Origin of the sequence: Enterobacter sp. CC120223-11 (assembly GCF_900215375.1) — a bacterium.
Taxonomy (GTDB): domain Bacteria; phylum Pseudomonadota; class Gammaproteobacteria; order Enterobacterales; family Enterobacteriaceae; genus Scandinavium.
Genome location: NZ_OBEF01000003.1, coordinates 315989 through 342794 on the forward strand (window position 1 = coordinate 315989; position 26806 = coordinate 342794).

The 26806-nt window shown below is 49.4% G+C and carries 24 protein-coding genes; all 24 read left to right on the forward strand.

Annotation, left to right across the window (positions count from 1 at the left end):
- Window positions 1-2: 2 nt before the first annotated feature.
- The 24 genes from wcaB to CRO87_RS05650 all read left to right on the forward strand — a co-directional run bounded on the left by wcaB (window position 3) and on the right by CRO87_RS05650 (window position 26784).
- Entirely contained in the window at window positions 3-491 is a 489-nt protein-coding gene (wcaB, locus tag CRO87_RS05535) for a colanic acid biosynthesis acetyltransferase WcaB (protein ID WP_097161987.1), read from the forward strand.
- Complete coding sequence (gene wcaC / locus CRO87_RS05540; RefSeq protein ID WP_097161926.1) at window positions 488-1705, forward strand: colanic acid biosynthesis glycosyltransferase WcaC; 1218 nt, start codon at window positions 488-490, stop codon at window positions 1703-1705. Before wcaB ends, wcaC begins: the two co-directional genes overlap by 4 nt.
- Window positions 1680-2900, forward strand: coding sequence for a colanic acid polymerase WcaD (wcaD, locus tag CRO87_RS05545; RefSeq protein WP_097161927.1), 1221 nt, complete (start codon window positions 1680-1682; stop codon window positions 2898-2900). Before wcaC ends, wcaD begins: the two co-directional genes overlap by 26 nt.
- Window positions 2901-2914: 14 nt before the next feature.
- Window positions 2915-3661, forward strand: a complete 747-nt coding sequence (gene wcaE / locus CRO87_RS05550) for a colanic acid biosynthesis glycosyltransferase WcaE (protein ID WP_097161928.1) — start codon at window positions 2915-2917, stop codon at window positions 3659-3661.
- Between the two features lie 9 nt (window positions 3662-3670).
- On the forward strand, window positions 3671-4228 hold the full coding sequence (wcaF, locus tag CRO87_RS05555) for a colanic acid biosynthesis acetyltransferase WcaF (protein WP_097161929.1): 558 nt from the start codon (window positions 3671-3673) through the stop codon (window positions 4226-4228).
- 15 nt (window positions 4229-4243) lie between these two features.
- The gene (gene gmd / locus CRO87_RS05560) at window positions 4244-5365 is read left to right on the forward strand and encodes a GDP-mannose 4,6-dehydratase (RefSeq protein WP_097161930.1); all 1122 of its coding nucleotides are present in this window, start codon (window positions 4244-4246) and stop codon (window positions 5363-5365) included.
- A 3-nt stretch (window positions 5366-5368) separates the two neighbouring features.
- A complete protein-coding gene (locus CRO87_RS05565; protein ID WP_097161931.1) occupies window positions 5369-6334 on the forward strand; it encodes a GDP-L-fucose synthase in 966 nt (321 codons plus the stop codon).
- A 2-nt stretch (window positions 6335-6336) separates the two neighbouring features.
- Window positions 6337-6816, forward strand: a complete 480-nt coding sequence (locus CRO87_RS05570; protein ID WP_097161932.1) for a GDP-mannose mannosyl hydrolase — start codon at window positions 6337-6339, stop codon at window positions 6814-6816.
- Window positions 6813-8057, forward strand: a complete 1245-nt coding sequence (wcaI, locus tag CRO87_RS05575; protein ID WP_097161933.1) for a colanic acid biosynthesis fucosyltransferase WcaI — start codon at window positions 6813-6815, stop codon at window positions 8055-8057. The genes CRO87_RS05570 and wcaI overlap by 4 nt, the downstream gene beginning before the upstream one ends.
- Entirely contained in the window at window positions 8054-9490 is a 1437-nt protein-coding gene (gene cpsB, locus CRO87_RS05580) for a mannose-1-phosphate guanyltransferase (protein WP_097161934.1), read from the forward strand. The genes wcaI and cpsB overlap by 4 nt, the downstream gene beginning before the upstream one ends.
- Before the next feature lie 96 nt (window positions 9491-9586).
- Window positions 9587-10957: a colanic acid biosynthesis phosphomannomutase CpsG gene (cpsG, locus tag CRO87_RS05585; protein ID WP_097161935.1), complete on the forward strand. Its 1371-nt coding sequence runs from the start codon at window positions 9587-9589 to the stop codon at window positions 10955-10957.
- Window positions 10958-11146: 189 nt separating this feature from the next.
- A complete protein-coding gene (wcaJ, locus tag CRO87_RS05590; protein ID WP_097161936.1) occupies window positions 11147-12541 on the forward strand; it encodes an undecaprenyl-phosphate glucose phosphotransferase in 1395 nt (464 codons plus the stop codon).
- A gap of 9 nt (window positions 12542-12550) precedes the next feature.
- On the forward strand, window positions 12551-14029 hold the full coding sequence (gene wzxC, locus CRO87_RS05595; protein ID WP_097161937.1) for a colanic acid undecaprenyl disphosphate flippase WzxC: 1479 nt from the start codon (window positions 12551-12553) through the stop codon (window positions 14027-14029).
- A gap of 146 nt (window positions 14030-14175) precedes the next feature.
- Window positions 14176-15456: a colanic acid biosynthesis pyruvyl transferase WcaK gene (gene wcaK / locus CRO87_RS05600; RefSeq protein ID WP_097161938.1), complete on the forward strand. Its 1281-nt coding sequence runs from the start codon at window positions 14176-14178 to the stop codon at window positions 15454-15456.
- Entirely contained in the window at window positions 15453-16673 is a 1221-nt protein-coding gene (gene wcaL / locus CRO87_RS05605; protein ID WP_097161939.1) for a colanic acid biosynthesis glycosyltransferase WcaL, read from the forward strand. Before wcaK ends, wcaL begins: the two co-directional genes overlap by 4 nt.
- 10 nt (window positions 16674-16683) lie before the next feature.
- Window positions 16684-18087, forward strand: a complete 1404-nt coding sequence (wcaM, locus tag CRO87_RS05610; RefSeq protein WP_097161940.1) for a colanic acid biosynthesis protein WcaM — start codon at window positions 16684-16686, stop codon at window positions 18085-18087.
- 145 nt (window positions 18088-18232) lie between these two features.
- Window positions 18233-19126 carry a GalU regulator GalF gene (gene galF, locus CRO87_RS05615; protein WP_097161941.1) on the forward strand — a complete coding sequence of 298 codons (894 nt, stop codon included), beginning with the start codon at window positions 18233-18235 and terminating at the stop codon, window positions 19124-19126.
- Between the two features lie 310 nt (window positions 19127-19436).
- Window positions 19437-19832 (forward strand): adenylyltransferase/cytidyltransferase family protein, encoded by a 396-nt coding sequence (locus CRO87_RS05620; RefSeq protein WP_097161942.1) that lies wholly within the window; start codon window positions 19437-19439, stop codon window positions 19830-19832.
- Window positions 19829-20986, forward strand: a complete 1158-nt coding sequence (locus CRO87_RS05625; protein ID WP_097161943.1) for a CDP-glycerol glycerophosphotransferase family protein — start codon at window positions 19829-19831, stop codon at window positions 20984-20986. The genes CRO87_RS05620 and CRO87_RS05625 overlap by 4 nt, the downstream gene beginning before the upstream one ends.
- Before the next feature lie 2 nt (window positions 20987-20988).
- Window positions 20989-22110, forward strand: a complete 1122-nt coding sequence (locus CRO87_RS05630) for a glycosyltransferase family 4 protein (RefSeq protein ID WP_097161944.1) — start codon at window positions 20989-20991, stop codon at window positions 22108-22110.
- Window positions 22082-23143, forward strand: coding sequence for a glycosyltransferase family 4 protein (locus tag CRO87_RS05635; protein WP_141398672.1), 1062 nt, complete (start codon window positions 22082-22084; stop codon window positions 23141-23143). The genes CRO87_RS05630 and CRO87_RS05635 overlap by 29 nt, the downstream gene beginning before the upstream one ends.
- Window positions 23130-24530 (forward strand): oligosaccharide flippase family protein, encoded by a 1401-nt coding sequence (locus tag CRO87_RS05640; RefSeq protein ID WP_097161946.1) that lies wholly within the window; start codon window positions 23130-23132, stop codon window positions 24528-24530. Before CRO87_RS05635 ends, CRO87_RS05640 begins: the two co-directional genes overlap by 14 nt.
- The gene (locus tag CRO87_RS05645; protein WP_097161947.1) at window positions 24527-25684 is read left to right on the forward strand and encodes an EpsG family protein; all 1158 of its coding nucleotides are present in this window, start codon (window positions 24527-24529) and stop codon (window positions 25682-25684) included. The genes CRO87_RS05640 and CRO87_RS05645 overlap by 4 nt, the downstream gene beginning before the upstream one ends.
- Entirely contained in the window at window positions 25681-26784 is a 1104-nt protein-coding gene (locus CRO87_RS05650; RefSeq protein ID WP_097161948.1) for a glycosyltransferase, read from the forward strand. The genes CRO87_RS05645 and CRO87_RS05650 overlap by 4 nt, the downstream gene beginning before the upstream one ends.
- Window positions 26785-26806: the final 22 nt, after the last annotated feature.

The following is a 26806-nucleotide window of genomic DNA, read 5'->3' on the forward strand; positions in this document are numbered from 1 at the left end:
TGCTGCTTGAAGATTTACGCGCAAACAGCTGGAGCCTGCGCCCATGCTGCATGGTGACGGCATACCGCATCGCTCACTTCTGTTCGGTATGGCGCAAGAAAAGCGTCATCAACAATCTCTGGGCGGCACCTGTCCTGCTGATGTACCGCTTTATCACCGAATGCCTGTTTGGCTACGAAATTCAGGCCGCCGCCACCATTGGTCGCCGCTTCACCATTCACCACGGTTACGCCGTGGTCATCAACAAGTTTGTGGTGGCGGGGGATGACTTCACCGTTCGCCACGGCGTAACGATTGGCAACCGCGGCCCGGACAGCCTGGCCTGCCCGAAGATTGGTAACGGCGTGGAGCTCGGTGCCAACGTGGTGATCATTGGTGATATCACCATTGGCAACAACGTCACCGTTGGTGCAGGGAGTGTCGTGTTGGACAGCGTGCCGGACAACGCACTGGTGGTTGGTGAAAAAGCGCGGGTAAAGGTCATTAAATGAATATTCTGCAATTTAACGTCCGTCTCGCGGAAGGCGGGGCGGCAGGCGTGGCGCTCGATTTGCATCAGCGCGCGCTGCAACAGGGTTTACCTTCCCGCTTTGTCTACGGTTATGGCAAAGGCGGCAAGAAAAGCGTCAGCCACAACGATTACCCGAACGTCATCAAGCAGACGTCGCGCGCCACGTCGATGGCCAATCTCGCGCTGTTTCGCCTGTTTAACCGCGACGTGTTCGGCAACCTGAACAATCTGTACCGCACAGTCAGCCGCACCGCCGGGCCCGTAGTGCTGCATTTCCATGTGATGCACAGCTACTGGCTGAATCTGGAAGACGTGGTGGATTTTTGCCATCGGCTGATGACGAACAAGCAGGACGTAAGACTGGTCTGGACTCTGCACGATCACTGGAGCGTCACCGGACGCTGCGCGTTTCTCGACGGCTGCGAAGCGTGGAAAAGCGGCTGCGGCAAATGCCCGACCCTGAGCAACTACCCGCCGGTAAAAATTGATCGTGCGAGCCAGCTGGTCGGCAGTAAGCGCCAGTTGTTCCGCGAAATGCTCGACATGGGCTGTCAGTTTATCTCCCCGAGCCAGCACGTTGCCGACGCGTTTAACCGCCTGTACGGGGAAGGGCACTGTCAGATCATCAACAACGGCATTGACGTAGCGACCGAGGCGATTCTCTCCGAGCTGACTCCATTGAGCGAAACCGGCAGCAAACCGAAAATTGCGGTTGTCGCCCATGATTTGCGCTATGACGGTAAAACCAATCAGCAGCTGGTGCGCGACATGATGGCGCTTGGCGATGCGGTTGAGATCCACACCTTCGGCAAGTTTTCGCCGTTTGAGGGCAGCAACGTCATAAATCACGGCTTTCTGACCAACAAGCGTCAGCTGATGAGCGAACTTAATCAGCTGGATGCGCTGCTGTTCACCTCCCGGGTGGATAACTACCCGCTGATTCTGTGCGAAGCGCTCTCCATCGGCGTGCCGGTGATCGCCACACCAAGTGAGGCCGCTCAGGAGGTGCTGGAGAAATCCGGCGGGCGTACCGTCACGGAGCAGGAAGTGCTGGCGTTGGTGACGCAGCCGAAAGCGCAGATTGCTGAGGCCATTTTTGGCACCACGCTTGAGGCGTTTCGCGCACAAAGCCGCCAGGCCTACAGTGGACAACAGATGCTGGAGGAGTATGTCTCGTTCTATCAGAATCTGTAGCTATCTGCTGCTGCCGCTGATTTACCTGCTGGTTAACGTCAAAATTGCCCAGCTTGGCGAAAGTTTCCCGATAACCATTGTGACCTTTCTGCCGGTGCTGTTGCTGCTCTACGTTGAGCGCATCAACCTGAAAAAGCTGATGATTGCGCTGGGGGCGGGCTTCGGACTGACCCTCTTTAACTACGTTTTCGGCCAGTCGCTGGATGCCAGCAAGTACGTCACTTCGACCATGCTGTTCGTCTATATCGTTATCATCATCGGCATGGTGTGGAGTATCCGCTTCAAAACGGTTTCGCCGCACAACCACCGCAAAATTTTGCGTTTCTTCTATGTGGTGGTCGGGCTGGTGGTGACGCTGGCGGCGCTGGAGATGGCGCAGATTATCCTCAGCGGCGGCAGCAGCCTGATGGAGATTATTTCGAAATATCTGATTTACTCCAACAGCTATGTACTGAACTTTATCAAGTTCGGCGGCAAGCGAACCACGGCGCTTTATTTCGAACCGGCCTTCTTCGCTCTGGCACTAATCTCAATTTGGCTCAGCATCAAACAGTTCGGTATCAAAACCCCTAAGACCGATGCTATGATTCTGGCAGGCATCGTTCTCTCAGGATCGTTTTCCGGGGTAATGACCTTTATCCTGTTTTATTTGCTGGAGTGGGCCTTCCAGTATCTGAATAAGGAAGCGATCAGCAAAAAGCTGCCGCTGGCGATTATTTCTCTGGCCGTATTTTTAGTGGGTATTGTGTTTGCCTTTCCGTATATATCGGAGCGCCTTGGCGATCTCGGAACGGAAGGTTCGTCATCGTATTATCGTATTATCGGTCCGCTGGTGATGGTCGGTTATTCACTGACCCATATTGATGGCGTGGTACGTTTTGGTTCACTTTACGAATATGTTGCATCATTCGGAATCTTTAACGGTGCGGACGTCGGTAAAACCATAGACAATGGCCTGTATCTGCTGATTATTTATTTCTCCTGGTTCGCCGTGTTACTGACGGCCTGGTATATGTCGAAAGTAGGCCGAATGATGATCAGTGCATTTGGCAATAACCAAAACTTTCGCGTTCAGCTTTATCTGTTTTTCCCGGTGTCGCTGTTCTTTACCGGGTCAATATTTAGCCCGGAATATGCATTTTTAATTGTGTGTCCTTTTATTCTGCGTAAAGCGCTGAAGCTCACGGACAGCTAATAAGGAGTCGGAAGATGTTGCTGAGTGTGATTACCGTTGCATTTCGAAATTATGAAGGCGTGGTGAAAACCTGGGCGTCACTGGCTCATTTGACGCGCGAACCGGGCATGGAGTTCGAGTGGATCGTGGTTGATGGCGGCTCCGCCGATGGCACCGCCGAGTTTCTTGAAAAACTCAATGGTGACTGCGGGTTACGCTATGTCAGTGAAAAGGATAGCGGCATCTACGACGCCATGAACAAAGGCATTGCGATGGCAAAGGGCAAGTTCGCCATCTTCCTTAACTCCGGCGATGTGTTCCATGAGGATATCGCACAGAGCGTGCGTCAGCTTCGTGATAAAAACGATAGCGCTATGTATATCGGTGACGCACTTCTCGATTTTGGTGATGGTCACAAAATACGCCGCAGTGCGAAGCCCGGCTGGTATATCTATCACAGCCTGCCGGCCAGTCATCAGGCTATTTTCTTCCCGGTAAGTGGCCTGCAGCGTTATCCGTATGATTTAGCCTATCGGGTTTCATCTGATTATGCGCTGGCGGCACGAATGTATAAAGCAGGTTATGACTTCAAACGGATTAAAGGCCTGGTGTCGGAATTTTCAATGGGTGGGGTGTCAACTTCTAATAATCTGGAATTATGCCGTGATGCGAAAAATGTGCAGCGCCAGATATTAAAAGTGCCAGGCTTTTTGGCAGAACTGTCCCATTTATTACGTCTGCGCACCACAGGAAAAGCCAAGGCCTTATATAACAAAGTATAAGGAAGCGTGATGCAGGATTTAAGCGGTTTCTCTGTGCCGAAAGGTTTTCGCGGCGCGGGCGGTATCAAAGTGCAATTGTGGTGGGCGGTGCAGGCAACCTTATTTGCCTGGTCTCCACAAATATTGTACCGCTGGCGAGCATTCTTATTACGATGCTTCGGTGCAAAAATAGGAAAAAACGTAGTCATTCGTCCCTCGGTGAAAATTACCTATCCGTGGAAATTAACCCTCGGTGATAACGCCTGGGTAGGCGATGACGCAGTGTTATATACGCTTGGCGAAATCACTATCGGTGCAAATTCGGTAGTGTCACAGAAGTGTTATTTGTGTACCGGCAGTCACGATTATCAGAGCGCGCATTTTGATATTAACGCGACGCCGATTGTGATTGGCGAAAAATGCTGGCTGGCAACGGATGTCTTTGTGGCTCCCGGCGTGACGATTGGTGATGGCACCGTCGTCGGCGCGCGCAGCAGCGTTTTTAAATCGCTACCGGCAAACGTGATTTGCCGTGGCAACCCCGCAGTGGTGACGCGCGAACGCGTTGAAACTATTCACTCCCTGTAAGTAGAGGAAAAAAACATGTCAAAAGTCGCACTCATCACCGGCGTTACCGGGCAGGACGGTTCTTATCTGGCCGAACTGCTGCTGGAAAAAGGCTATGAAGTTCACGGCATCAAGCGTCGTGCATCATCTTTCAACACCGAGCGCGTCGATCACATCTATCAGGATCCGCACGCGGCCAACCCAAAATTCCACCTGCACTACGGTGACCTGACGGATACCTCCAACCTGACCCGTATCCTGCAGGAAGTGCAGCCTGACGAGGTGTACAACCTCGGTGCGATGAGCCACGTGGCCGTCTCCTTCGAATCGCCGGAATACACCGCCGACGTGGATGCTATCGGCACACTGCGCCTGCTGGAAGCCATTCGCTTCCTCGGTCTTGAGAAGAAAACCCGCTTCTATCAGGCATCCACCTCTGAGCTGTACGGTCTGGTGCAGGAAATCCCTCAGAAAGAAACCACGCCGTTCTACCCGCGCTCTCCTTATGCCGTGGCGAAAATGTACGCTTACTGGATCACCGTGAACTACCGCGAATCCTACGGCATGTACGCCTGTAACGGCATTCTGTTCAACCACGAATCTCCACGTCGCGGTGAAACCTTCGTGACCCGCAAAATCACCCGTGCGATTGCCAACATTGCACAGGGCCTGGAGAAGAAGCTGCACCTCGGCAACATGGACTCCCTGCGCGACTGGGGCCATGCCAAAGACTACGTGAAAATGCAGTGGATGATGCTGCAGCAGGAAAAACCAGAAGACTTCGTTATTGCCACCGGCGTGCAGTACTCCGTGCGTCAGTTCGTTGAAATGGCGGCGGCTCAGCTGGGCATCAAGTTGCGCTTTGAAGGCACCGGCGTGGACGAGAAGGGCATTGTTGTGTCCGTAACCGGTCACGATGCCCCAGGCGTGAAGCCGGGTGATGTGATTGTTGAAGTTGACCCGCGCTACTTCCGTCCTGCGGAAGTGGAAACCCTGCTCGGCGACCCGACCAAAGCGCACGAGAAGCTGGGCTGGAAACCGGAAACCACCCTGCAGGAAATGGTCTCCGAAATGGTCGCCAAAGACCTCGAAGCGGCGAAGAAACACTCCCTGCTTAAGGCTCACGGCTACGAGGTAGCCATCGCGCTGGAGTCCTGATTAATGACTAAGCAACGTATTTTTGTCGCGGGTCACCGCGGCATGGTGGGCTCGGCCATTGTCCGTCAGCTGGAACAGCGCGGTGACGTGGAGCTGGTGCTGCGCACCCGTGATGAGCTGAACCTGCTGGACAGCAAAGCGGTCAATGACTTCTTCGCCGAACAGCGCATCGATCAGGTGTATCTGGCGGCGGCGAAGGTCGGTGGGATCGTGGCGAACAACACCTTCCCGGCCGATTTCATCTACGAGAACATGATGATCGAGAGCAACATTATTCACGCGGCGCACATGCACAACGTGAACAAGCTGCTGTTCCTCGGCTCATCCTGCATTTACCCGAAGTTGGCAAAGCAGCCCATTCCGGAAAGCGAACTGTTGCAGGGGACTCTGGAAGCCACCAACGAACCCTATGCGATTGCCAAAATCGCCGGGATCAAGCTGTGCGAGTCCTACAACCGCCAGCATGGCCGCGACTACCGTTCGGTGATGCCAACCAATCTGTATGGGCCGCATGACAACTTCCACCCGAGCAACTCGCACGTGATCCCGGCGCTGCTGCGCCGCTTCCACGAAGCGACCCAGGAAAATGCTGCGGACGTAGTGGTGTGGGGCAGCGGCACGCCGATGCGTGAATTTCTTCACGTTGACGACATGGCGGCGGCCAGCATTCACGTAATGGAGCTCGACAGTGAGGTGTGGCAGGAAAACACCGAGCCGATGCTGTCGCACATCAACGTCGGTACCGGCGTCGACTGCACTATTCGCGAACTGGCGCAAACCATCGCCAAAGTGGTGGGCTATAAGGGGCGCGTGGTGTTTGACGCCAGCAAACCTGACGGCACGCCGCGCAAGCTGCTGGACGTTTCACGTCTGCATCAGCTGGGCTGGTATCACGAGGTGACGCTGGAAGCGGGGCTTGCCAGCACGTACCAGTGGTTCCTTGAAAACCAGCACCGTTTCCGGGGGTAATGATGTTTCTGAAGCCAGAAGATTTTGCCACCGTGGTGCGTTCCACGCCGCTCATCTCCATCGATTTGATTGTCGAGAACGCCCAGGGCGAATTTCTGCTCGGGAAACGCAAAAACCGTCCGGCACAGGGCTACTGGTTCGTGCCGGGCGGGCGAGTGCAGAAAGATGAGCGTCTCGACGACGCCTTTGCTCGTCTGACCAAAGCAGAACTGGGTATCGGTCTGCCAAAGTCGGCGGGCGAGTTTTACGGCGTCTGGCAGCACTTCTACGACGACAGCTTTGCCGGCACGGACTTCAGCACCCATTACGTGGTGCTGGGTTTTCGCCTGAAGGTGGAGGCCAGCACGCTGGCGCTGCCTGACGATCAGCACAACGACTACCGCTGGCTGAGCAAAGAAGCGCTGCTGGCGGCGGACAACGTGCATGCTAACAGCCGCGCCTACTTTCACGATGAAAAAAGCACGGAGGCACCGCTTCTGTGAAAATTTTAGTGTACGGCATCAATTATTCCCCGGAGCTTACGGGCATCGGCAAATACACCGGTGAAATGGTGGAGTGGATGGCGGAGCAGGGGCATGAAGTCCGGGTGATTACCGCGCCGCCTTACTACCCGGAATGGAAAGTGGGTGAGCGTTATTCCTCCTGGCGCTACCGCCGTGAAGAGGGCGCAGCCACCGTGTGGCGCTGCCCGCTGTATGTGCCAAAACAGCCTTCGACGCTGAAGCGTCTGATCCACCTCGGCAGCTTTGCGCTCAGCAGCTTTTTCCCGCTGATGGCGCAGCGCCGCTGGAAGCCGGACCGCATTATCGGCGTGGTGCCGACGCTGTTCTGCACCCCGGGCATGCGCCTGCTGGCGAAACTCTCCGGCGCCCGCACGCTGCTGCACATTCAGGACTATGAAGTCGACGCGATGCTCGGCCTCGGCATGGCAGGAAAAGGCAAGGGCGGCAGCGTGGCGAAACTCGCCAGTCGCTTTGAACGCAGCGGCCTGCACGGCGTCGATAACGTCTCCACCATCTCGCGCTCGATGATGAACAAAGCGCAGGAGAAAGGGGTGGCGACGGACAAACTGATTTTCTTCCCGAACTGGTCGGAAGTGGCGCGTTTTCGTGACGTGAACCCGACGCAGGTCGTGGTGCTGCGCGAGCAGCTCGGTCTGCCCGCAGACCACAAAATTGTGCTCTATTCCGGCAACATCGGTGAAAAGCAGGGGCTGGAAAGCGTCGTGGCGGCCGCAGAGCAGTTGCAGGATAAGCCCTGGCTGTTCGTGATTGTTGGCCAGGGCGGCGGCAAAGCGCGACTGGAAAAACTGGTCGCCGAAAAGGCCCTGAGCAACGTGCGTTTCTTCCCGCTGCAGTCGTACGAAGCGCTGCCTGCGCTGCTGAAAATGGCGGACTGCCACCTGGTCATCCAGAAGCGCGGCGCGGCGGACGCGGTGCTGCCGTCCAAGCTGACCAACATTCTGGCGGTGGGCGGCAATGCGGTGATCACCGCTGAAGCGGAAACCGAACTCGGCCAGCTGTGCCTTACGCACCCAGGTATTGCGGTTTGCGTGGAGCCTGAGTCGGTACCGGCACTGGTGGAAGGTATTGAACGCTCGCTTGCCATGCCGCAGCACAATGCGATTGCCGGCGACTACGCCGAACGCACGCTCGAAAAGTCGAACGTGCTGACACACTTTATTCATGCAATTTCGTCCAAAGACGTCGGGGTTACGTTATGAGTCAGACTCAACTCTTTCCGGTAGTGATGGCCGGGGGCTCCGGCAGCCGCTTGTGGCCGCTCTCCCGCGTGCTGTATCCAAAACAGTTCTTGTGCCTGAAGGGCGACCTGACCATGCTGCAGGCGACCATCAACCGCCTGAACGGCGTGGAGTGCGAAAGCCCGGTGGTCATCTGCAATGAGCAGCACCGCTTTATCGTTGCCGAGCAGCTGCGCAAGCTGAATAAGCTCACCGAAAACATCATTCTTGAGCCTGCGGGCCGCAACACTGCGCCCGCGATTGCACTGGCGGCGCTGGCAGCGCTGCGCAGCAGCCCGGACCGTGACCCACTGATGCTGGTACTGGCCGCCGATCACGTGATTCAGGATGAAGAGGCATTCCGTAGCGCAGTGCGTGACGCGGTGCCTTATGCCGAAAGCGGCAAACTGGTGACCTTCGGGATCGTGCCGAACCTGCCGGAAACCGGCTACGGCTACATTCGCCGCGGTGATGTTAGCCCGGGTGAAAAGGACTCTGTGGCGTTCAGCGTGGCGCAGTTTGTTGAAAAACCCGATCTTGAGACGGCGCAGGCTTATGTCTCCGGCGGTGAATATTACTGGAACAGCGGCATGTTCCTGTTCCGCGCCGGGCGCTATCTGGAAGAGCTTGGCAAATTCCGCCCGGACATCCTGCAGGCCTGTGAACAGGCAATGAGCGTGGTCGATCCGGATCTCGATTTCATTCGCGTCGACGAAGCGGCCTTCCTCGCCTGTCCGGAAGAGTCCATCGACTACGCGGTAATGGAGCGTACGGCGGATGCGGTTGTCGTGCCAATGGATGCGGGCTGGAGCGACGTGGGTTCGTGGTCTTCGCTGTGGGAAATCAGCAATCACACCTCCGAGGGCAACGTGCACCACGGCGATGTCATCAGCCATAAAACGGAGAACAGCTACGTTTACGCTGAATCCGGGCTGGTGACCACCGTCGGCGTGAAAGATTTGGTTGTCGTTCAGACCAAAGACGCCGTGCTGATAGCCGACCGCAACGCGGTGCAGGATGTGAAAAAAGTGGTGGAGAAGATCAAAGCCGATGGCCGCCACGAGCACCACATTCACCGCGAAGTTTACCGCCCGTGGGGCAAATACGACTCCATCGACTCCGGCGAACGCTATCAGGTGAAGCGCATCACCGTGAAGCCAGGGGAAGGACTGTCAGTGCAGATGCATCACCATCGCGCGGAGCATTGGATCATCGTCGCGGGCACCGCAAAGGTGACCATCAACGAGGAAGTGAAGTTACTTGGCGAAAATGAGTCCATCTACATTCCGCTGGGTGCGACGCACTGCCTGGAAAACCCCGGCAAGATCCCGCTCGACCTGATTGAGGTCCGCTCCGGGTCGTACCTCGAAGAGGACGATATCGTGCGTTTCCAGGATCGTTACGGTCGGATGTAGGCCCGCTAAGCAAAGCGCCACCGGGCAATAAATTCCACATCAATGAATAAGGCCCATTTGGGTCAGGGCTGACTGCTGCCTGAAAAAGGGTAAATGATGACAAAATTAACCTGTTTTAAAGCCTACGACATTCGCGGCAAGCTCGGTGAAGAGCTTAATGAAGATATCGCCTGGCGCATTGGCCGTGCCTACGGCGAATACCTGAAACCAAAAACCATCGTGCTGGGCGGCGACGTTCGCTTGACCAGTGAATCCCTGAAAATGGCGCTGGCAAAAGGCCTGCGCGATGCGGGCGTGGACGTGCTGGATATCGGCCTGTCCGGCACCGAAGAGATCTACTTCGCGACCTTCCACCTTGGCGTGGACGGCGGCATTGAAGTGACCGCCAGCCACAACCCGATGGATTACAACGGCATGAAGCTGGTACGCAAGGGCGCGCGTCCGATCAGCGGCGATACCGGCCTGCGTGACGTGCAGCGCCTGGCGGAAGCCAACGACTTCCCGCCCGTTATTGAATCGCAGCGCGGCAGCTACCAGAAGATTGATCTGCGCAAACCCTATATCGACCACCTGCTGGGTTACATCGACACCGCGAACCTGAAGCCGCTGAAGCTGGTGATTAACTCCGGCAACGGCGCAGCAGGCCCGGTGATTGATGCGCTGGAGGCGCGCTTTAAGGCGCTGAACCTGCCGGTGACCTTCGTCAAAGTGCACAACACGCCTGACGGCAACTTCCCGAACGGTATTCCTAACCCGCTGCTGCCTGAATGCCGCGCCGATACCCGCAATGCGGTGATTGAACACAAGGCCGATATGGGCATCGCCTTTGACGGTGATTTCGACCGCTGCTTCCTGTTCGATGAAACCGGCCAGTTTATTGAGGGCTATTACATCGTCGGCCTGCTGGCGGAAGCCTTCCTCGAAAAACAGCCGGGCGAGCGCATCATTCACGATCCGCGCCTCTCCTGGAACACCGTCGACGTGGTAGAAGCGGCGGGCGGCACGCCGGTGATGTCGAAAACCGGCCACGCGTTTATCAAAGAGCGTATGCGCCAGGAAGACGCCATCTACGGCGGCGAGATGAGCGCCCATCACTATTTCCGTGATTTTGCCTACTGCGACAGCGGAATGATTCCGTGGTTATTGGTGACCGAGCTGCTGTGCCTGAAGGGCAAAACGCTGGGCGAACTGGTGTGTGACCGCATGGCTGCCTTCCCGGCAAGCGGGGAAATCAACAGCAAGCTGGCAGAGCCGGTGAGTGCGATTGCCCGCGTGGAGCAGCATTTCTCTCAGCACGCGCTGGAGATCGACCGCACTGACGGCATCAGCCTGGCGTTTGCCGACTGGCGCTTCAACCTGCGTTCGTCGAACACCGAGCCGGTTGTGCGCCTGAACGTGGAATCGCGCGGGGATGCGTCGCTGATGGAAGCCCGGACGAAGGACATTCTGGCTCTTTTAAATCAGTAACTCACAGCCCCTCACCCCGACCCTCTCCCCAGAGGGGCGAGGGGGAAGGTCAAGACCGGGATGTGCTCCGGCTCGCTTTTTCAACTGACATGACGAGTGAGAAAGCCTGATGCCTGTTCCGATCTGTCCCCTCTCCCCTTAGGGGAGAGGGTTAGGGTGAGGGGAATAATATCAACAACAGGAACAACGATGACGACTCTAAGAAAGCGCGAGCGGGCCAAAACGAATGCATCGTTAATCTCAATGGTGCAGCGGTTCTCCGACATTGCCATTATGTTTGGCGGGCTGTGGGTGGTCTGCAAAGGGACTGAACTGCCGTTTTCCTATCTGCATCTGCTGATGGCGCTGATCGCCCTGGTGGTCTTTCAGATGATCGGCGGCATGACCGATTTTTACCGTTCCTGGCGCGGCGTGCGCATGACAACGGAACTGCTGCTGCTCCTGCAAAACTGGACGCTGGCGCTTATCCTTTGCGCGGGCCTGCTGGCCTTTAACGATGACTTCAACAACAGCTTTGGCATCTGGCTTGCCTGGTATCTGCTCAGCACCTGCGGCATGGTGGCCTGCCGCTCATTTATTCGTTTCGGCGTGGGCTGGCTGCGTAACCGTGGCTACAACATTCGTCAGGTGGCCGTGGCCGGTGATATGCCCGCCGGGCAACTGCTGCTCGACAGCTTCCGCAATCAGCCCTGGCTCGGTTTTGAGGTGGTTGGCAGCTATCACGATGCCAGACCCGGCGGCGTGAATAACGACTGGGCAGGGAACTACGATCAGCTCCTCGAAGACGCGCGCGCAGGCAAAATTCACAACGTCTATATCGCGCTGGCTATGCAGGAAGAAGCGCGCATGAAAACGCTGGTGCGCGAGCTGGCGGACACCACCTGCTCGGTGATTCTGATCCCGGACGTCTTTACCTTCAATATTCTGCATTCCCGCGTCGATGAAGTGAACGGCGTGCCGGTGGTGCCCCTTTACGACACACCGCTTTCCGGCCTGAACCGCGTGCTGAAGCGCGTGGAAGATATCGTGCTGGCATCGATGATTTTGCTGCTGATCTCTCCGGCGCTGGCCTGTATAGCGATGGCGGTGAAGCTCACTTCGCCGGGCCCGGTTATCTTCCGCCAGACCCGCTACGGCATGGACGGCAAGCCTATCAAGGTATGGAAATTCCGTTCGATGCGGGTGATGGAAAACGATGCTGTTGTCACTCAGGCCACGCAAAACGACCCACGCGTGACACCGGTGGGGAATTTCCTGCGCCGTACCTCTCTGGACGAGCTGCCGCAGTTTATCAACGTGCTGACCGGCGGGATGTCCATCGTTGGCCCACGCCCGCACGCGGTGGCGCATAACGAAGAGTATCGTCAGCTGATTGAAGGCTACATGCTGCGCCATAAGGTGAAACCGGGCATCACCGGCTGGGCACAAATCAACGGCTGGCGCGGGGAAACCGACACCCTCGAGAAGATGGAAAAACGCATCGAGTTCGACCTCGAGTACATCCGCGAGTGGAGCCTGTGGTTCGATATCCGCATTGTTTTTCTGACTATTTTCAAAGGCTTTGTCAACAAAGCAGCGTATTGAGGTAGCGACATGAGCCTGAGAGAAAAAACCATCAGCGGGGCGAAGTGGTCGGCGATGGCCACCGTCGTCATCATCGGCCTCGGGCTGGTACAGATGACGGTGCTGGCGCGCATTATCGACAACCACCAGTTTGGCCTGCTGACCGTGTCACTGGTGATCATCGCCCTGGCCGACACGCTGTCAGATTTTGGCATCGCCAATTCAATTATCCAGCGCAAGGAAATTAGCCATCTCGAACTGACCACGCTGTACTGGCTGAACGTCGGGCTTGGCATTGTGGTGTTTGTGCTGGTCTTCAGCCTGAGCGGCGTGATTGCCGACGTGCTGCATAACCCTGATCTGGCCCCGCTGATGCGCACGCTGTCGGTTGCTTTTGTGGTGATCCCACACGGGCAGCAATTCCGCGCGCTGATGCAAAAAGAGCTGGAATTCAACAAGATCGGCATGATTGAAACCTCGGCCGTGCTGGCGGGTTTCACCTTTACCGTGGTGAGCGCGCATTTCTGGCCGCTGGCCATGACTGCCATTCTGGGCTACCTGGTGAACAGCGCCGTGCGCACGCTGCTGTTCGGCTGGTTCGGGCGTCGGATTTATCGTCCGGGGCTGCATTTTTCGCTGGCGTCCGTGTCGTCGAACCTGCGCTTTGGCGCGTGGCTCACGGCGGACAGCATCATCAATTACGTGAACACCAACCTTTCGACGCTGGTGCTGGCGCGCATTCTCGGCGCAAGCGTGGCAGGCGGCTATAACCTCGCTTACAACGTCGCCGTTGTGCCGCCAATGAAACTCAACCCGATTATCACCCGCGTGCTGTTCCCGGCGTTCGCCAAGATTCAGGACGATACCGCGAAGCTGCGCGTGAACTTTTACAAGCTGCTCTCCGTTGTGGGCATTATTAACTTCCCGGTGCTGCTAGGCCTGATGGTGGTCAGCAACAACGTGGTACCGCTGGTGTTTGGCGAGAAGTGGGTGAGCATCATTCCGATCCTGCAATTGCTGTGCGTGGTGGGCCTGCTGCGCTCGGTCGGCAACCCGATTGGCTCTTTGCTGATGGCCAAGGCGCGGGTGGATATCAGCTTCAAATTCAACGTGTTCAAAACCTGCCTGTTTATTCCGGCGATTATCGTCGGCGGGCATATGGCTGGCGCGCTGGGCGTGACGCTCGGCTTCCTGCTGGTGCAGGTCATCAACACCGTGCTGAGCTACTTCGTGATGATTAAACCTGTGCTCGGCTCCAGCTACCGCGAATACATCCTGAGCCTGTGGCTGCCGTTTTACCTGTCGCTGCCGACGCTTGCGGTGAGCTACGGCCTGGGCGTGGCGCTGAACGGCGCGCTGCCACTGCCGTTGTTGCTGGTCACGCAGATTGGCTCAGGCGGGCTGGCATTCGCGTTGATGATTGTGCTCTCACGCCACCCGCTGGTGGTGGAGATGAAGCGCCAGTTTTGCCGTACTGAAAAAATGAAAATGCTGCTTCGTGCAGGTTAATGCATTCTGCCCCTCACCCTAACCCTCTCCCCAAAGGGGAGAGGGAACTGTCCGGCGCCGCATTTAACCTGCAGCCCGGAACGTCTTCTCTCCCTCGCCCCTTTGGGGAGAGGGCGGGGTGAGGGGAATATTTGATGAGGTCACATATGAAATTACTGATTCTTGGCAACCATACCTGCGGCAACCGTGGCGACAGCGCCATTTTACGCGGCCTGCTGGATGCCATTCACGCGCTCAATCCTGACGCAGAAGTGGACGTGATGAGCCGTTACCCGGTCAGCTCCTCCTGGCTGCTGAACCGCCCGGTGATGGGTGACCCGCTCTACACCCAGATGAAGCAGCACAACAGCGCGGCGGGCGTGATGGGGCGGGTGAAAAAGATTCTGCGCCGCCGTTATCAGCATCAGGTGCTGCTCTCGCGCGTGACCGACAACGGTAAGCTGCGCAATATCGCGATTGCGCAGGGTTTTACCGATTTTGTCCGCCTGCTGGGCAACTATGACGCGATTATCCAGGTCGGTGGATCGTTCTTTGTCGATCTCTACGGTGCGCCGCAGTTTGAACACGCACTCTGCACCTTTATGGCGAAAAAACCGCTGTACATGATTGGCCACAGCGTCGGGCCGTTCCAGGATCCGCAGTTCAACCAGCTGGCTAACTACGTTTTTGGCCATTGCGATGCGCTGATCCTGCGTGAGTCTGTGAGCCTGAACTTGATGGAGCGCAGCGACATCACCACCGCCAAAGTGGAACAGGGCGTGGACACGGCCTGGCTGGTGGACCATCACGACGAGTCATTCACCGCCAGCTATGCCGTCGAACACTGGCTGAAGAAAATTGGCCAGCAGAAAACGGTCGCCGTCACGCTGCGTGAGCTTGCACCGTTTGATAAACGCCTCGGCACCACTCAGCAGGCCTACGAAGAGGCTTTCGGCGGCGTGGTCAATCGCATCATCGACGCGGGTTATCAGGTGATTGCGCTTTCCACCTGCACCGGTATCGACAGCTACAACAAAGATGACCGCATGGTGGCGCTGAACCTGCAAAAGCATATCAGCGACCCGGCGAAGTACCATGTGGTGATGGACGAACTCAACGATCTGGAAATGGGCAAAATTCTCGGTGCCTGTGACCTGACCGTGGGCACGCGCCTGCATTCGGCGATCATTTCGATGAACTTCGACACGCCCGCCATTGCCATTAACTATGAGCACAAATCTGCCGGGATCATGCAGCAGCTGGGCATGCCGGAAATGGCGATGGACATTCGTCATCTGCTGGACGGCAGTCTTGGCGCAATGGTGGCGGATACGCTCGGCCAGCTTCCAGCCATCAACGAACGTCTGCGTATTGCGGTGAAAGCCGAGCGCGCGAATGGCATGCAGATGGTCAAATCCGTGCTGGACCGCATCGGGGAGGGGAAATGAAGGTCGGTTTCTTCCTGTTAAAATTTCCGCTGTCGTCTGAAACCTTTGTCTTAAACCAGATCGTGGCGTTCATTGAGATGGGCTATGAGGTTGAGATCGTTTCGCTGCTGAAGGGGGACATGACTAACACCCATGAGGCCTTCACGCGTTATAACCTCGCGCAGAAAACCCGCTGGCTGCAGGATGAGCCAATGGGAAAACTGGCAAAGTTGCGTTATCGCGCGCTGAGTACTCTGAAAGGCCTGCATCGCCCGTCGACGTGGCAGGCGCTCAATGCCAGTCGGTACGGCCACGAAGCACGTCATCTGATCCTCTCCTCCATTGTGGCGCATAATCCACGGCCTTTGAGTGCCGATGTGTTTATCGCTCACTTCGGCCCGGCGGGTGTCACCGCCGCAAAGCTGCGCGAGCTTGGCGTGATTCGCGGCAAAATTGCCACCGTGTTTCACGGCATCGACATCTCCAGCCGGGAAGTGCTCAGCCATTACACCCCGGAATACCAGCAGCTGTTCCGTCGTGGCGATGTCATGCTGCCGATAAGCGATCTGTGGGCCGGACGCCTGCGAACGATGGGTTGCCCGGCGGAGAAGATTGTGGTGTCGCGCATGGGGGTCAACATGGAACGTTTTGCGCTGCGGCCGCTGAAAACGCCGGATCAGACTCTGCAAATCATCTCCGTCGCGCGCCTGACCGAGAAGAAAGGGCTGCACGTGGCGATTGAAGCCTGCCGTCAGCTGAAATCACGTGGCGTACGTTTCCGCTATCGCATTCTCGGCATTGGCCCGTGGGAGCGACGTCTGCGCACGCTTATCGAGCAGTATCAGCTGGATGATGTGATTGAGATGCCGGGCTTCAAGCCAAGCCATGAGGTCAAAGCGATGCTCGACGACGCCGACGTGTTCCTGCTGCCATCCGTTACAGGGACCGATGGCGATATGGAAGGGATCCCGGTCGCGCTGATGGAAGCGATGGCGGTGGGTATTCCCGTTGTTTCGACGGTTCACAGCGGCATTCCGGAACTGATTGACGCCGGGGAGTCCGGCTGGCTGGTGCCGGAGAACGATGCCGCAGCGTTGGCCGACAGGCTTCAGGCGTTTAGCGCATTTGACCAGCAGACGCTACAGCCTGTGGTTGATAAAGCCCGGGCAAAAGTCGAAGCCGAATTCAATCAGCAGGCGATCAACACCCGCTTAGCCGGCCTGCTGCAAACGCTGTAAACGAGGTTGCATGACCGATAAAACGTACTCCCTTTCTCGCCGCACCTTTCTCAGGGCCAGCTCCGCGCTGGCCGCCATCCCCCTCATCAATGGCCCCGTCGCGCTGGCGGCCGGGCGCAACGATGCCGCCGATATTCGCCATTACAATCATGGCAATGACTGGATCCGCGCTTTTAATGATGCCTTCAAAGACTATGATGTGGTTGAAGTGCCCAAAGGCGTGGTCTGTGAAAATATCAACACCGGCATCATTATTCCCCCAGGCAAGACATTAAAAGTGGCTGGCGCGCTGAAAGGCAACGGGCGCGGACGATTCGCTATGCAGGACGGCTGCAAAATCATCGGCAGCGGCGGCAGCCTGAACAATATCTGTCTGGACGTGCGCGGTTCCGACTGCGTGATTCAGGGAGTAACTCTCAGCGGCTACGGGCCCGTCGCGCAGATTTATATCGGTGGCAAAGAGAAGCGCACCATGCGCAATCTGCTTATCGACAACATCGTGGTGACTGAGGCCAACTACGGCATCCTGCGCCAGGGATTCCACAATCAGTTTGACGGCGTGAAGATAACCAATGGCCGCTTCACGCAGCTGCAGGGCGACGCGATCGAATGGAACGTGGCCATCAACGATAAAAATATTCTGATTTCTGACCACGTTATCGACAACATCAACTGCACCAACGGCAAAACCAACTGGGGCATTGGTATTGGGCTTGCGGGCAGCACGTATGACAACGGCTACCCCGAAGACCAGGCGGTAAAGAACTTCGTCGTCGCCAACATTACCGGCAGCAATTGCCGCCAACTGGTGCATGTGGAAAACGGCAAACACTTTACTATTCGTAATGTAAAAGCCCGCAATATCACCCCTGAGTTCAGTAAAAAGGCGGGGATTGATAACGCGACGGTAGCTATTTATGGCTGTGATAATTTCATTATTGATAATGTCAGTATGGTTAATAGCGCCGGGATGCTGATTGGCTACGGCGTGATTAAGGGGAATTATCTCTCAATTCCGCAAAATTTCCGTCTCAATGACGTTCAGATGGATAACACGGCACTGCCGTACAAGCTGCGCGGTATCCAGATATCTTCTGGGAATGCGCAGTCTTTTGTCTCGATAACCAATCTCGATTTGCAACATGCCTCGCTGGAGATGCACAACAAACCGCAGCATCTCTTTATGCGCAATATCAATGTGATGCAAACTGCCGACCGCGGCCCGGCGCTGTCGATGCAGTTTGATCTGCGTAAGGACGTGCGCGGCAAATTTATGGCGAAAGAAGATACGCTGCTGTCGCTGGCGAACATCAGGGCCGTGAATGAAAAGGGGCAGCGCTCGGTCGATATCGACCGTGTGGATCAGCAGGTAGTGAATGCGAGCGGGTTAAATTTTCGGCTGTCGGGGCGTTAAATCCGACAATTCCTGGAAAGCCCCGATAACTCTCGGATTAACCCTGACGTTTTATCAAATTTTGCCAGGTATCATCAAAAAAACATGCTGGATTAAACGTCCTTACTGGCTATAATTCCTCAACCATTCATAGGTGGACATGATAATGATTAATTTGAAAGCAGTTATTCCGGTAGCCGGTCTCGGGATGCATATGCTTCCTGCCACCAAGGCCATTCCAAAAGAAATGCTGCCGATCGTCGACAAACCAATGATTCAGTACATCGTCGACGAAATTGTTGCTGCAGGGATCAAAGAAATCGTCCTGGTGACTCACGCTTCCAAAAATGCCGTGGAGAACCACTTCGACACCTCTTATGAACTTGAGTCACTGCTGGAGCAGCGCGTAAAACGCCAGCTGCTGGCAGAAGTGCAGGCTATCTGCCCACCTGGCGTGACCATCATGAACGTACGTCAGGCGCAGCCTCTGGGCCTGGGCCACTCCATCCTCTGCGCGCGCCCGATTGTTGGCGACAACCCGTTCGTGGTTGTGCTGCCGGATATCATTCTGGATAACGCCACGGCCGATCCGCTGCGCTATAATCTTGCTGCGATGGTTGCCCGGTTCAATGAAACGGGACGTAGCCAGGTGCTGGCGAAGCATATGGATGGCGACCTGAGCGAATACTCCATCATCAAGACCAAAGAGCCACTAGATAACGAAGGCAAAGTTAGCCGTATCGTTGAGTTCGTTGAAAAGCCAGATCAGCCGCAAACTTTGAATTCAGATCTGATGGCGGTAGGTCGCTACGTGCTTTCCGGTGATATCTGGGCCGAACTTGAGAAAACCGAGCCAGGTGCCTGGGGACGCGTACAGCTGACCGACGCCATTGCTGAACTAGCCAAGAAACAGTCTGTTGATGCAATGCTAATGACTGGCGAAAGCTACGACTGCGGTAAGAAAATGGGTTACATGCAGGCGTTCGTTCAGTATGGCTTACGCAACCTGAAAGAAGGCGCTAAGTTCCGGGAAAGCATCAAGAAGCTGCTGGTCGACTAGTTTGTGAGGCACAACGTGCCTGATAAAACGGCAGGGGCGTCATGGTGCGATAAACGCGCACTTGTGGCTCCTTTGCCGTTTTTTGTTTTTAAAATCAACGAATAAGAACTCCTTCTGCCTTTTATTTTTGTGTCCGAAAAGTGGGATTTACCCTTGTTTTGAGTCCTGATTCGGACGACAATATTGGATTACATTTTTCTGCTATCAGTCCTCTTTTAGGCTGATGAGGTGGCAGGGAGTCAGACTTTACGTGCAGTGCACTGGTAGCTGTTGAGCCAGGGGCGGTAGCGTTCAACTTTTGGATAATTTGATGAAGCGTATAATTACATTTGGTACCTTTGATGTGTTCCATGTTGGTCACGTAAACATTCTCGAGAGAGCTGCACAATTTGGCGATTATCTGATTGTAGGGGTGAGCTCTGATGCGCTCAACTTTAGCAAAAAAGGTCGGTATCCAGTTTATTCGCAAAACGATCGCTGTAAAATTATTAGTTCTTTGAGCTTTGTTGATGAAGTTTTCATTGAAGAATCACTGGAATTAAAAAAAGAATATATTACACAACACAATGCCGATATTCTTATAATGGGTGATGATTGGGCTGGCCGATTCGATTGGGTAAGTGATGTCTGTGAAGTAAAATATCTTCCGAGAACTCCTTCTATATCTACAACAGAAATAATTGAAGTAGTGAAAAGTATAAAATGAATAAAAAATTCAAAAAGTCAATATTTAAAGTCATTTCATTTGTTAGTTTCTGCATCCCAAAAAATAAGAAAAGAATTTTTTTCAAAAGTAAACCTGATTATTCAGGAAATGCAAAGGCAATGAGTGATTATATTGAAAAAAACAATCCAGAGTATGAGTTAATATGGTCGGTTTCAGATGTCGTTAAAATTGGAACAAGCTCAAAAATAAAACTAATTAACAGTAAAACTCTCAAAGAACTCTACTATTATTTCACTAGCTCAATCATTATGACTACGCATAATGAAATGGTTGGGGCTGTAGCAAAAAATCAATCATACATAAGTCTTTGGCATGGAATGCCAATGAAAAAAATTTGCTACTTAGGTGAGTATGATTACAAGGGTATGATTGATTATCCAGCAACAAGAATTGCGACTTCTGAAATAATGCGCTCCATTATTTCTGCAAGCTTTCATGAAAAAGCAAACAACGTCATGATAACAGGACAACCTCGAAACGATTATCTGTTTGAACCTATATCGTTAGGAGAAATTGGAATTTCTCATGCCGAAGGTAAGAAAATAGTAATGTATATCCCAACATTCAGGCAAAATAACGAAGATGAAAGATATTCAGATGGCGAAAAAATAAAAAATAACAATTTTTTCCGTGTGGAGGATTTTGATATTGAAGCGTTAGATTATTATCTTGATAATAATAATATTCACCTGGTTTTAAAACTTCACCCGTACGAAGAATCTTCATTAGGTGTCAAAGGTGAAATTACTAATAATATTACTATTATCGATACGGAAAATCTAAACAAAAAAAATATTGACGTCAATCAAATAATTCCATGGGCGGACTGTTTGATAACTGATTACTCTTCTGTATATTTTGATTTTTTATTACTAAATAAACCAATTGTTTTCCTAGTGCCAGACCTTCCGCAATATAGAGCAGCACGTGGAGGATTTACTCTTGAGCCGTTCGAGTATTGGACTCCAGGTCAAAAAACAATGACTCAGAGGGATTTAATACAAGCGCTTACAGATGTTTTTGATGGCTCCGACGATAAATATTCTGGCCAAAGGAAAGTAATTAATGACCTCATTAACCACCATCAAGATTCCGCGAGCTGTTCGCGGGTAATGAATTTAATCGAGAAATAATAATGACAATTTACTTTTTCTTGGGCGATATAAGCTCTAAGGGTGGAATCGAGAGAGTAACTATTACGCTTGCAAATGCATTGTCAAAAAAATTTAATGTCAGCATAGTAAGCTTATATAAGAGCAATAGTGAGATAGCATTTGAAATAAATAATAATGTCAATGTTATTATTCTAAGTAATCAATTTGAAAAAAGTATGTATAATCGAAGCCCCGGAGGTAAGGGGATTATTTTCGATTTTAAGTATATTTTTAGTAAACTAGATGTTCTCAAAAAAAGATGTAATGGAATTAATAGTGAAGATATAATTGTGTCATGTGATATTAAAATGACATTATTGCTTTATTTTTTCTGTAAAAAAAATCGTGCGCGACTTTTAGCAATAGAACATTTTGAACATGATATTGGCAATGGGATTTTAAAACGGTTAAGAAAAATCATATACACCCGTATTGATGCTGTTGTAAGTTTAACATCGGAAGATAAGCACAAATATCTTGTATGGCTGGATGCTAAGAAACACTGGGTAATTCCTAATATTGTAGTAACAAATAAAAAAGAACTAACTTTCTCAGATACTGAAAAAGAGAATACGGTCTTGGCAGTTGGTCGTTTGACGCATCAAAAAGGTTTTGATTTGCTGATAAAATCATGGAGCCTAATTGAGAACGACGGTTGGATATTGAAAATAGTTGGTGACGGTGAAGAGTTTGATAACTTGCAAAAACAGGTTTCTCAATTGAATGCAACCAATATTGAATTGATTCCGTTCCAAAAAAACATACATGAGCTTTATGCTAAGTCAAAAATTTTTGTGCTTTCTTCAAGGTTCGAAGGCTTAGGTATGGTTTTACTAGAGGCACTTACCTACGCATTACCATGTATAAGTTTTGATTGTCCTGCTGGACCTAAAACAATTTTATCTAACGGAAGTGGACTACTAGTTCCAACTGGTAACGTAGATTTATTAGGTACAACAATATCGAAGCTAATTAATGATCATGAGCTGAGAAAGTCGCTAAGCTTAAAATCAGCTAAAGTACTTGTTAATTTCAGTGAAGATAAAATAGTAAAGCAGTGGAGCGAAATGATCTGTGAAACTAAAAAACAAACCTTATTATGATTTTGTTTTCATAACCAACGTACCTGCATTTTACAAAGTTAATCTTTTTAATGAATTGTCTAAAACAGTTAAATTAAAAGTAATATTTATTTCAAATAAATCAGAAATAAGAAATTCAGATTTCTATTCTTATGATATTAATTTTGATTATATTACAATTAATCATAGTTCCTATGAAACCAGAAATAAAGCCAAGACTTTTTTTAGGCTTTTTCAGGAGACTATATTTCTCAACTATAAGTATTTGGTTTTTTCAGGCTGGGAAACTAAGGAAGCATCGCTGCTTTCATTTCTAACTCCAAAATTAAAAAATGCGATAGTTATTGAAAGTAGTATTCTTGAAACAAATGTTGATAGCATCAAATTTTGGATCAAAAAAGTACTACTTTCTAGAATTTCAGTCGCTTTTCCATCTGGCTTTCTCCAAAGAAAGATTCTTACTGAAGCTGGTTTCAACGGCGAAATTCATATAACCCATGGTGTAGGAATTAGTAACTACCAATCACAATTTGAAGTAGATAAGTATAAACGTGATGAAATGGTTTTTTTGTATGTAGGTAGAATATCACAAGAAAAAAACATAGCTTTCTTGGTTAACACCTTTAAAGATATAAATGCTAAATTATTAATTGTTGGTGATGGTGATTTGCGAAAAAATATCGAATCTTCCGCCTCAGAAAACGTGTATTTCCTTGGCTATGTTGAAAATAAAAAATTAAAAGAAATTTATTCAAATAGTGACTGTTTTATTCTACCCTCACTTTCAGAACCATGGGGCTTAGTCATTGAAGAGGCATTAACATTTGGACTTCCTGTGATAGTAAGCGATATGGTTGGTTGCCACTTTGATTTGGTTACTGATAAAAATGGCATCGTCTATGAGGTAAATAGTTATGATGCATTAAAAAACGCAATTCAAAATATTTCCTTTAATATAGAAAAGTACAAGCAGGGTGCGAAATTATATCAACCTGAAAAAATTGCGGAATTACAGATTGAATCTTATTGTGGTGCATTAAATGTCAAGGAATAAAACATTCTCCGACTTTTTGAAATACTTTTCCGGAGACCTGGTTGTTAAAGGATTTATGTTCCTATCTTTACCTCTGTTATCAAGGGTTATGAATCCTGATGATTACGGTAAGATGGCATTGATTAATGCAGCCGTGATGATCGTGTATGTGTTTATAAGTTTAAATTTACAAAACGCTGTAATAAATAGATACATGAAAACGTCAGAACATTTTGATGTATATTACAGCTCTGTGTTGATAGGTATGTTCTTCATACAATTATTCTTCATAGCACTTTGTCCGTTTTATGCGCCTTATGCTGCTGAATTGCTAAGCATTTCAATATTGGACTTTTATTGGGTCATGGCAATTTGTATATTATTAAGCTACATATATTCCTACACAAGTTATTTGCAAGGTGCCAGATTAAGTAGCGAATTCGTAAAGCTAAATATAATAAGTAAGCTGTCTGAAGTAGCTTTAATTTTTGTTTTTGCACTAATCATTGCTAATGACAAGTATTTGTCAAAAATTTATGCGCAATTGCTAGTCAGTTGCGTGGTCTTATTATTTGTTTTGTTTAAAATTAAAAAAATAATATCATTCAAATTCGATGTTAGATATTTCAAAGTTGCGCTAACATTTAGTGTCCCGTTGATTTTGCATGTATTATCTAACTCATTGCTTTCACAGGCAGATAGATTAATTATTGCAAAGCTGATGGGTAATTACGAAGCAGGAATTTACTCGTTTGCTTACAATCTAGGTATGTGCGTAATAGTAATTGTTATGGCATGGAATTCATCATGGCAACCAAAATTCTATGCGTTGATGAATGAGGGGAAATCAGCCCAGATAAGAAATGCCGTCAAATCGAGTTCTATTATTATTGCTGTTTTAAGCGCATTGGTAATTCTCTTTTCCCGCGAAGCAGTTATGCTTTTGGCTAACTATAATTACTATAGCGGCGCAAAAATTGTACCTATTGTCGTTATAGCGAACGCTTTAGTTCATATATATTTAAGCTATGCGAATTTTAACTTTTACAAAGCAAAAACTTTCTTTATTTCTATAGGTACCTTATTAGCAATGTTAATTAACATTGCACTCAATTATTGCCTCATTCCAAAATATGGAATTCAAGGGGCAGCTTGGGCTACAGTGACAAGTTATCTGTGCCTGGCAATATTTCAATTCGTTATTTCGAAAAAGTCAGGCAATTCAATTATTGACATCAGATTCTTAATATATTTCATTGTTTTTCTAATGATGATTTATCTAATGACAGATTTTTTTGATTCATTAAATTTATATCTTGCCTTAATCTACAAAACATTTATTTCAATAGCCATGATTCTGTTACTTATCTATACTAAAACATTAAATTCACTTAAGATGGCAATATGAATTTCAGTATATATAGTGTTTATCTGTTTGCTACAATTTTACTGATATTAATAGATGTCAATAGTAGAAATGTACAAACCAAAAAAATAATTTTTGTTTTTGTCTTTTTAGCATTGGTTTTATTTATTGGATTCAGATATGAGATTGGTTTAGATTGGGTTTTTTACTCTCATCTTTATGAAGGACAGACATTCTCGTTAGCTATTGAGCCTGGATTCATGTTGCTAGCGAGTGTTTTCTCTACTTTCGCAAGTTATTGGGTGTTTCAATCGTTTATAACTGCATTTACTATCATTTCGCTAAGTTCATTCTGTAAAAACTTCACGCGAAATTATTGTGCATGTATTTTGATTTTTTTTGTTTATCAATTTGGACTAAATTCTGAGGCGCTTCGACAGCTTATAGCGCTAGCTATTGTTTTAATTGCTTATACAAAGTATCTTTTTGGAAGCAAGCGCTCAAGCTATGTGATGGTTTTTATAGCTTCTACTTTTCATATATCAGCAATGATATGTATCTTGCCTTTACTTCTATTAAACCGAAGAAGTTTTGGAGTATTGCGGACTTTTACAAGTATTGGATTGATATTAAGTATTCTAGGCATTTACCCAATACAATCAATTTTGACAATTCTTCAATCCTTCTCTGGAAATGGTTACATCAGTAAAATACTATGGTATGGAAGTGAAAATAATATTGGATCAATTTTTACAGTAAGTCTTCTATTTAAAATAGCAGTTACTATATTCTTTGAGATCAGATTTAAAAATCATTTAACCAACCTCACAGAGTTAGAACTCCTAAAAATAAAACTTTTAAGAGTGTCTCTTTATTTATTAGTCCTTATAGATATCTATCTTGGCCAATATGGAACAATAAGCACTCGATTAAATGTGTATATGATACCGTCCCTGGTAATTGCAATAGTTTTAATCTTAGAGCAGTTCAAGGTTGGTATAAGTAAATTATTAGTAACTCTATTGTTTTTGATTTACTTCTTTTTTAATTTTCAGAATTTTACGAGTAATTATTATTTCGAAAATTTTTATCTTCCTTATCGAAATTATCTTGAAAAGATATTCGGTTATGAACAAAAAAATAATAAAGAGGCTGAAGTGGAATTTTATCTGAATAACAAAGATGTCTTACAATGAATTTACTAATTAATGCATCAAATCTTTATGTAGGTGGTGGAGTTCAAGTTGCAGTATCTCTAATCCAGGAGTTAGTATTTAATGGTGTAGAGTTTAAAGCGGCAATTTCACCAAAGGTGCATGAGCAGCTTAATGAAACTGAGCTGAAGAAATGCATTTTGATAGAAAAATCGCCTTCAGGAATATTTAATTTTAAAATAAGACGTTTACTTGATGATATAGTCAAAGAAAATCAAATTGACAAAGTTCTTACTATTTTTGGCCCTAGTTACTGGTCTCCAAAAAATGTTAAACATATTGTTGGCTATGCTCTTCCTTGGCTAATCTATGACATTAGTAAAATATATCCTGAGCTATCTGTAAGAGAGAAAATAAAATTTCAAATTTTGCGGGTAATTCAACCTTATTTTTATAAAAAAAATGCTGATGTCATAATCACTGAAACTGAAGATGTGAATCTTCGGGTAAGGCATTTGCTTGGTTACCCTGACGAAAATGTTGTTACAATATCCAATACATTGAATAAGAAAATGACTGATGCTGATATTTGTGATAGCTCGTTAAGTCAGTTTTTTCCAGTGAAAAAGGAAGAGGATATATATCTTCTGACAATATCACATAATTATCCTCATAAAAATCTAAAAGTTATAAAATCTCTTTTGAATAAACTACCTGAAAATTACAAATTTATATTGACTGTTAATCATGATTTTCTTTTAGATATTCCTCCCGAGATGCATCATCGGGTATTTTGTATCGGATTCGCAAGGCTAAACCAGTGTGCATATTTATATGAATATTGTGATGCGGTTTTTTTACCAACTGTATTAGAATGTTTTAGCGCCAGCTATCTTGAGAGTATGTACTTTAATAAATTTATATTGACATCAGATCTACCATTTGCTCGGACAATATGTGGTGATTCTGCAGCATATTTCAATCCATATAATGAAAATGATATTGCATTAGTAATCCAATCGGTTTTTAGTGATGTCAAAGTTCGAGTGATTTTACTGGAAAAAATGAGAAAACAACTATCCTTATATCCTACACCGAATGAACGGGCTCGCCAATACATTGCCCAACTTGATAAATTATGATGCAGCAATCATTTCGAGGTCT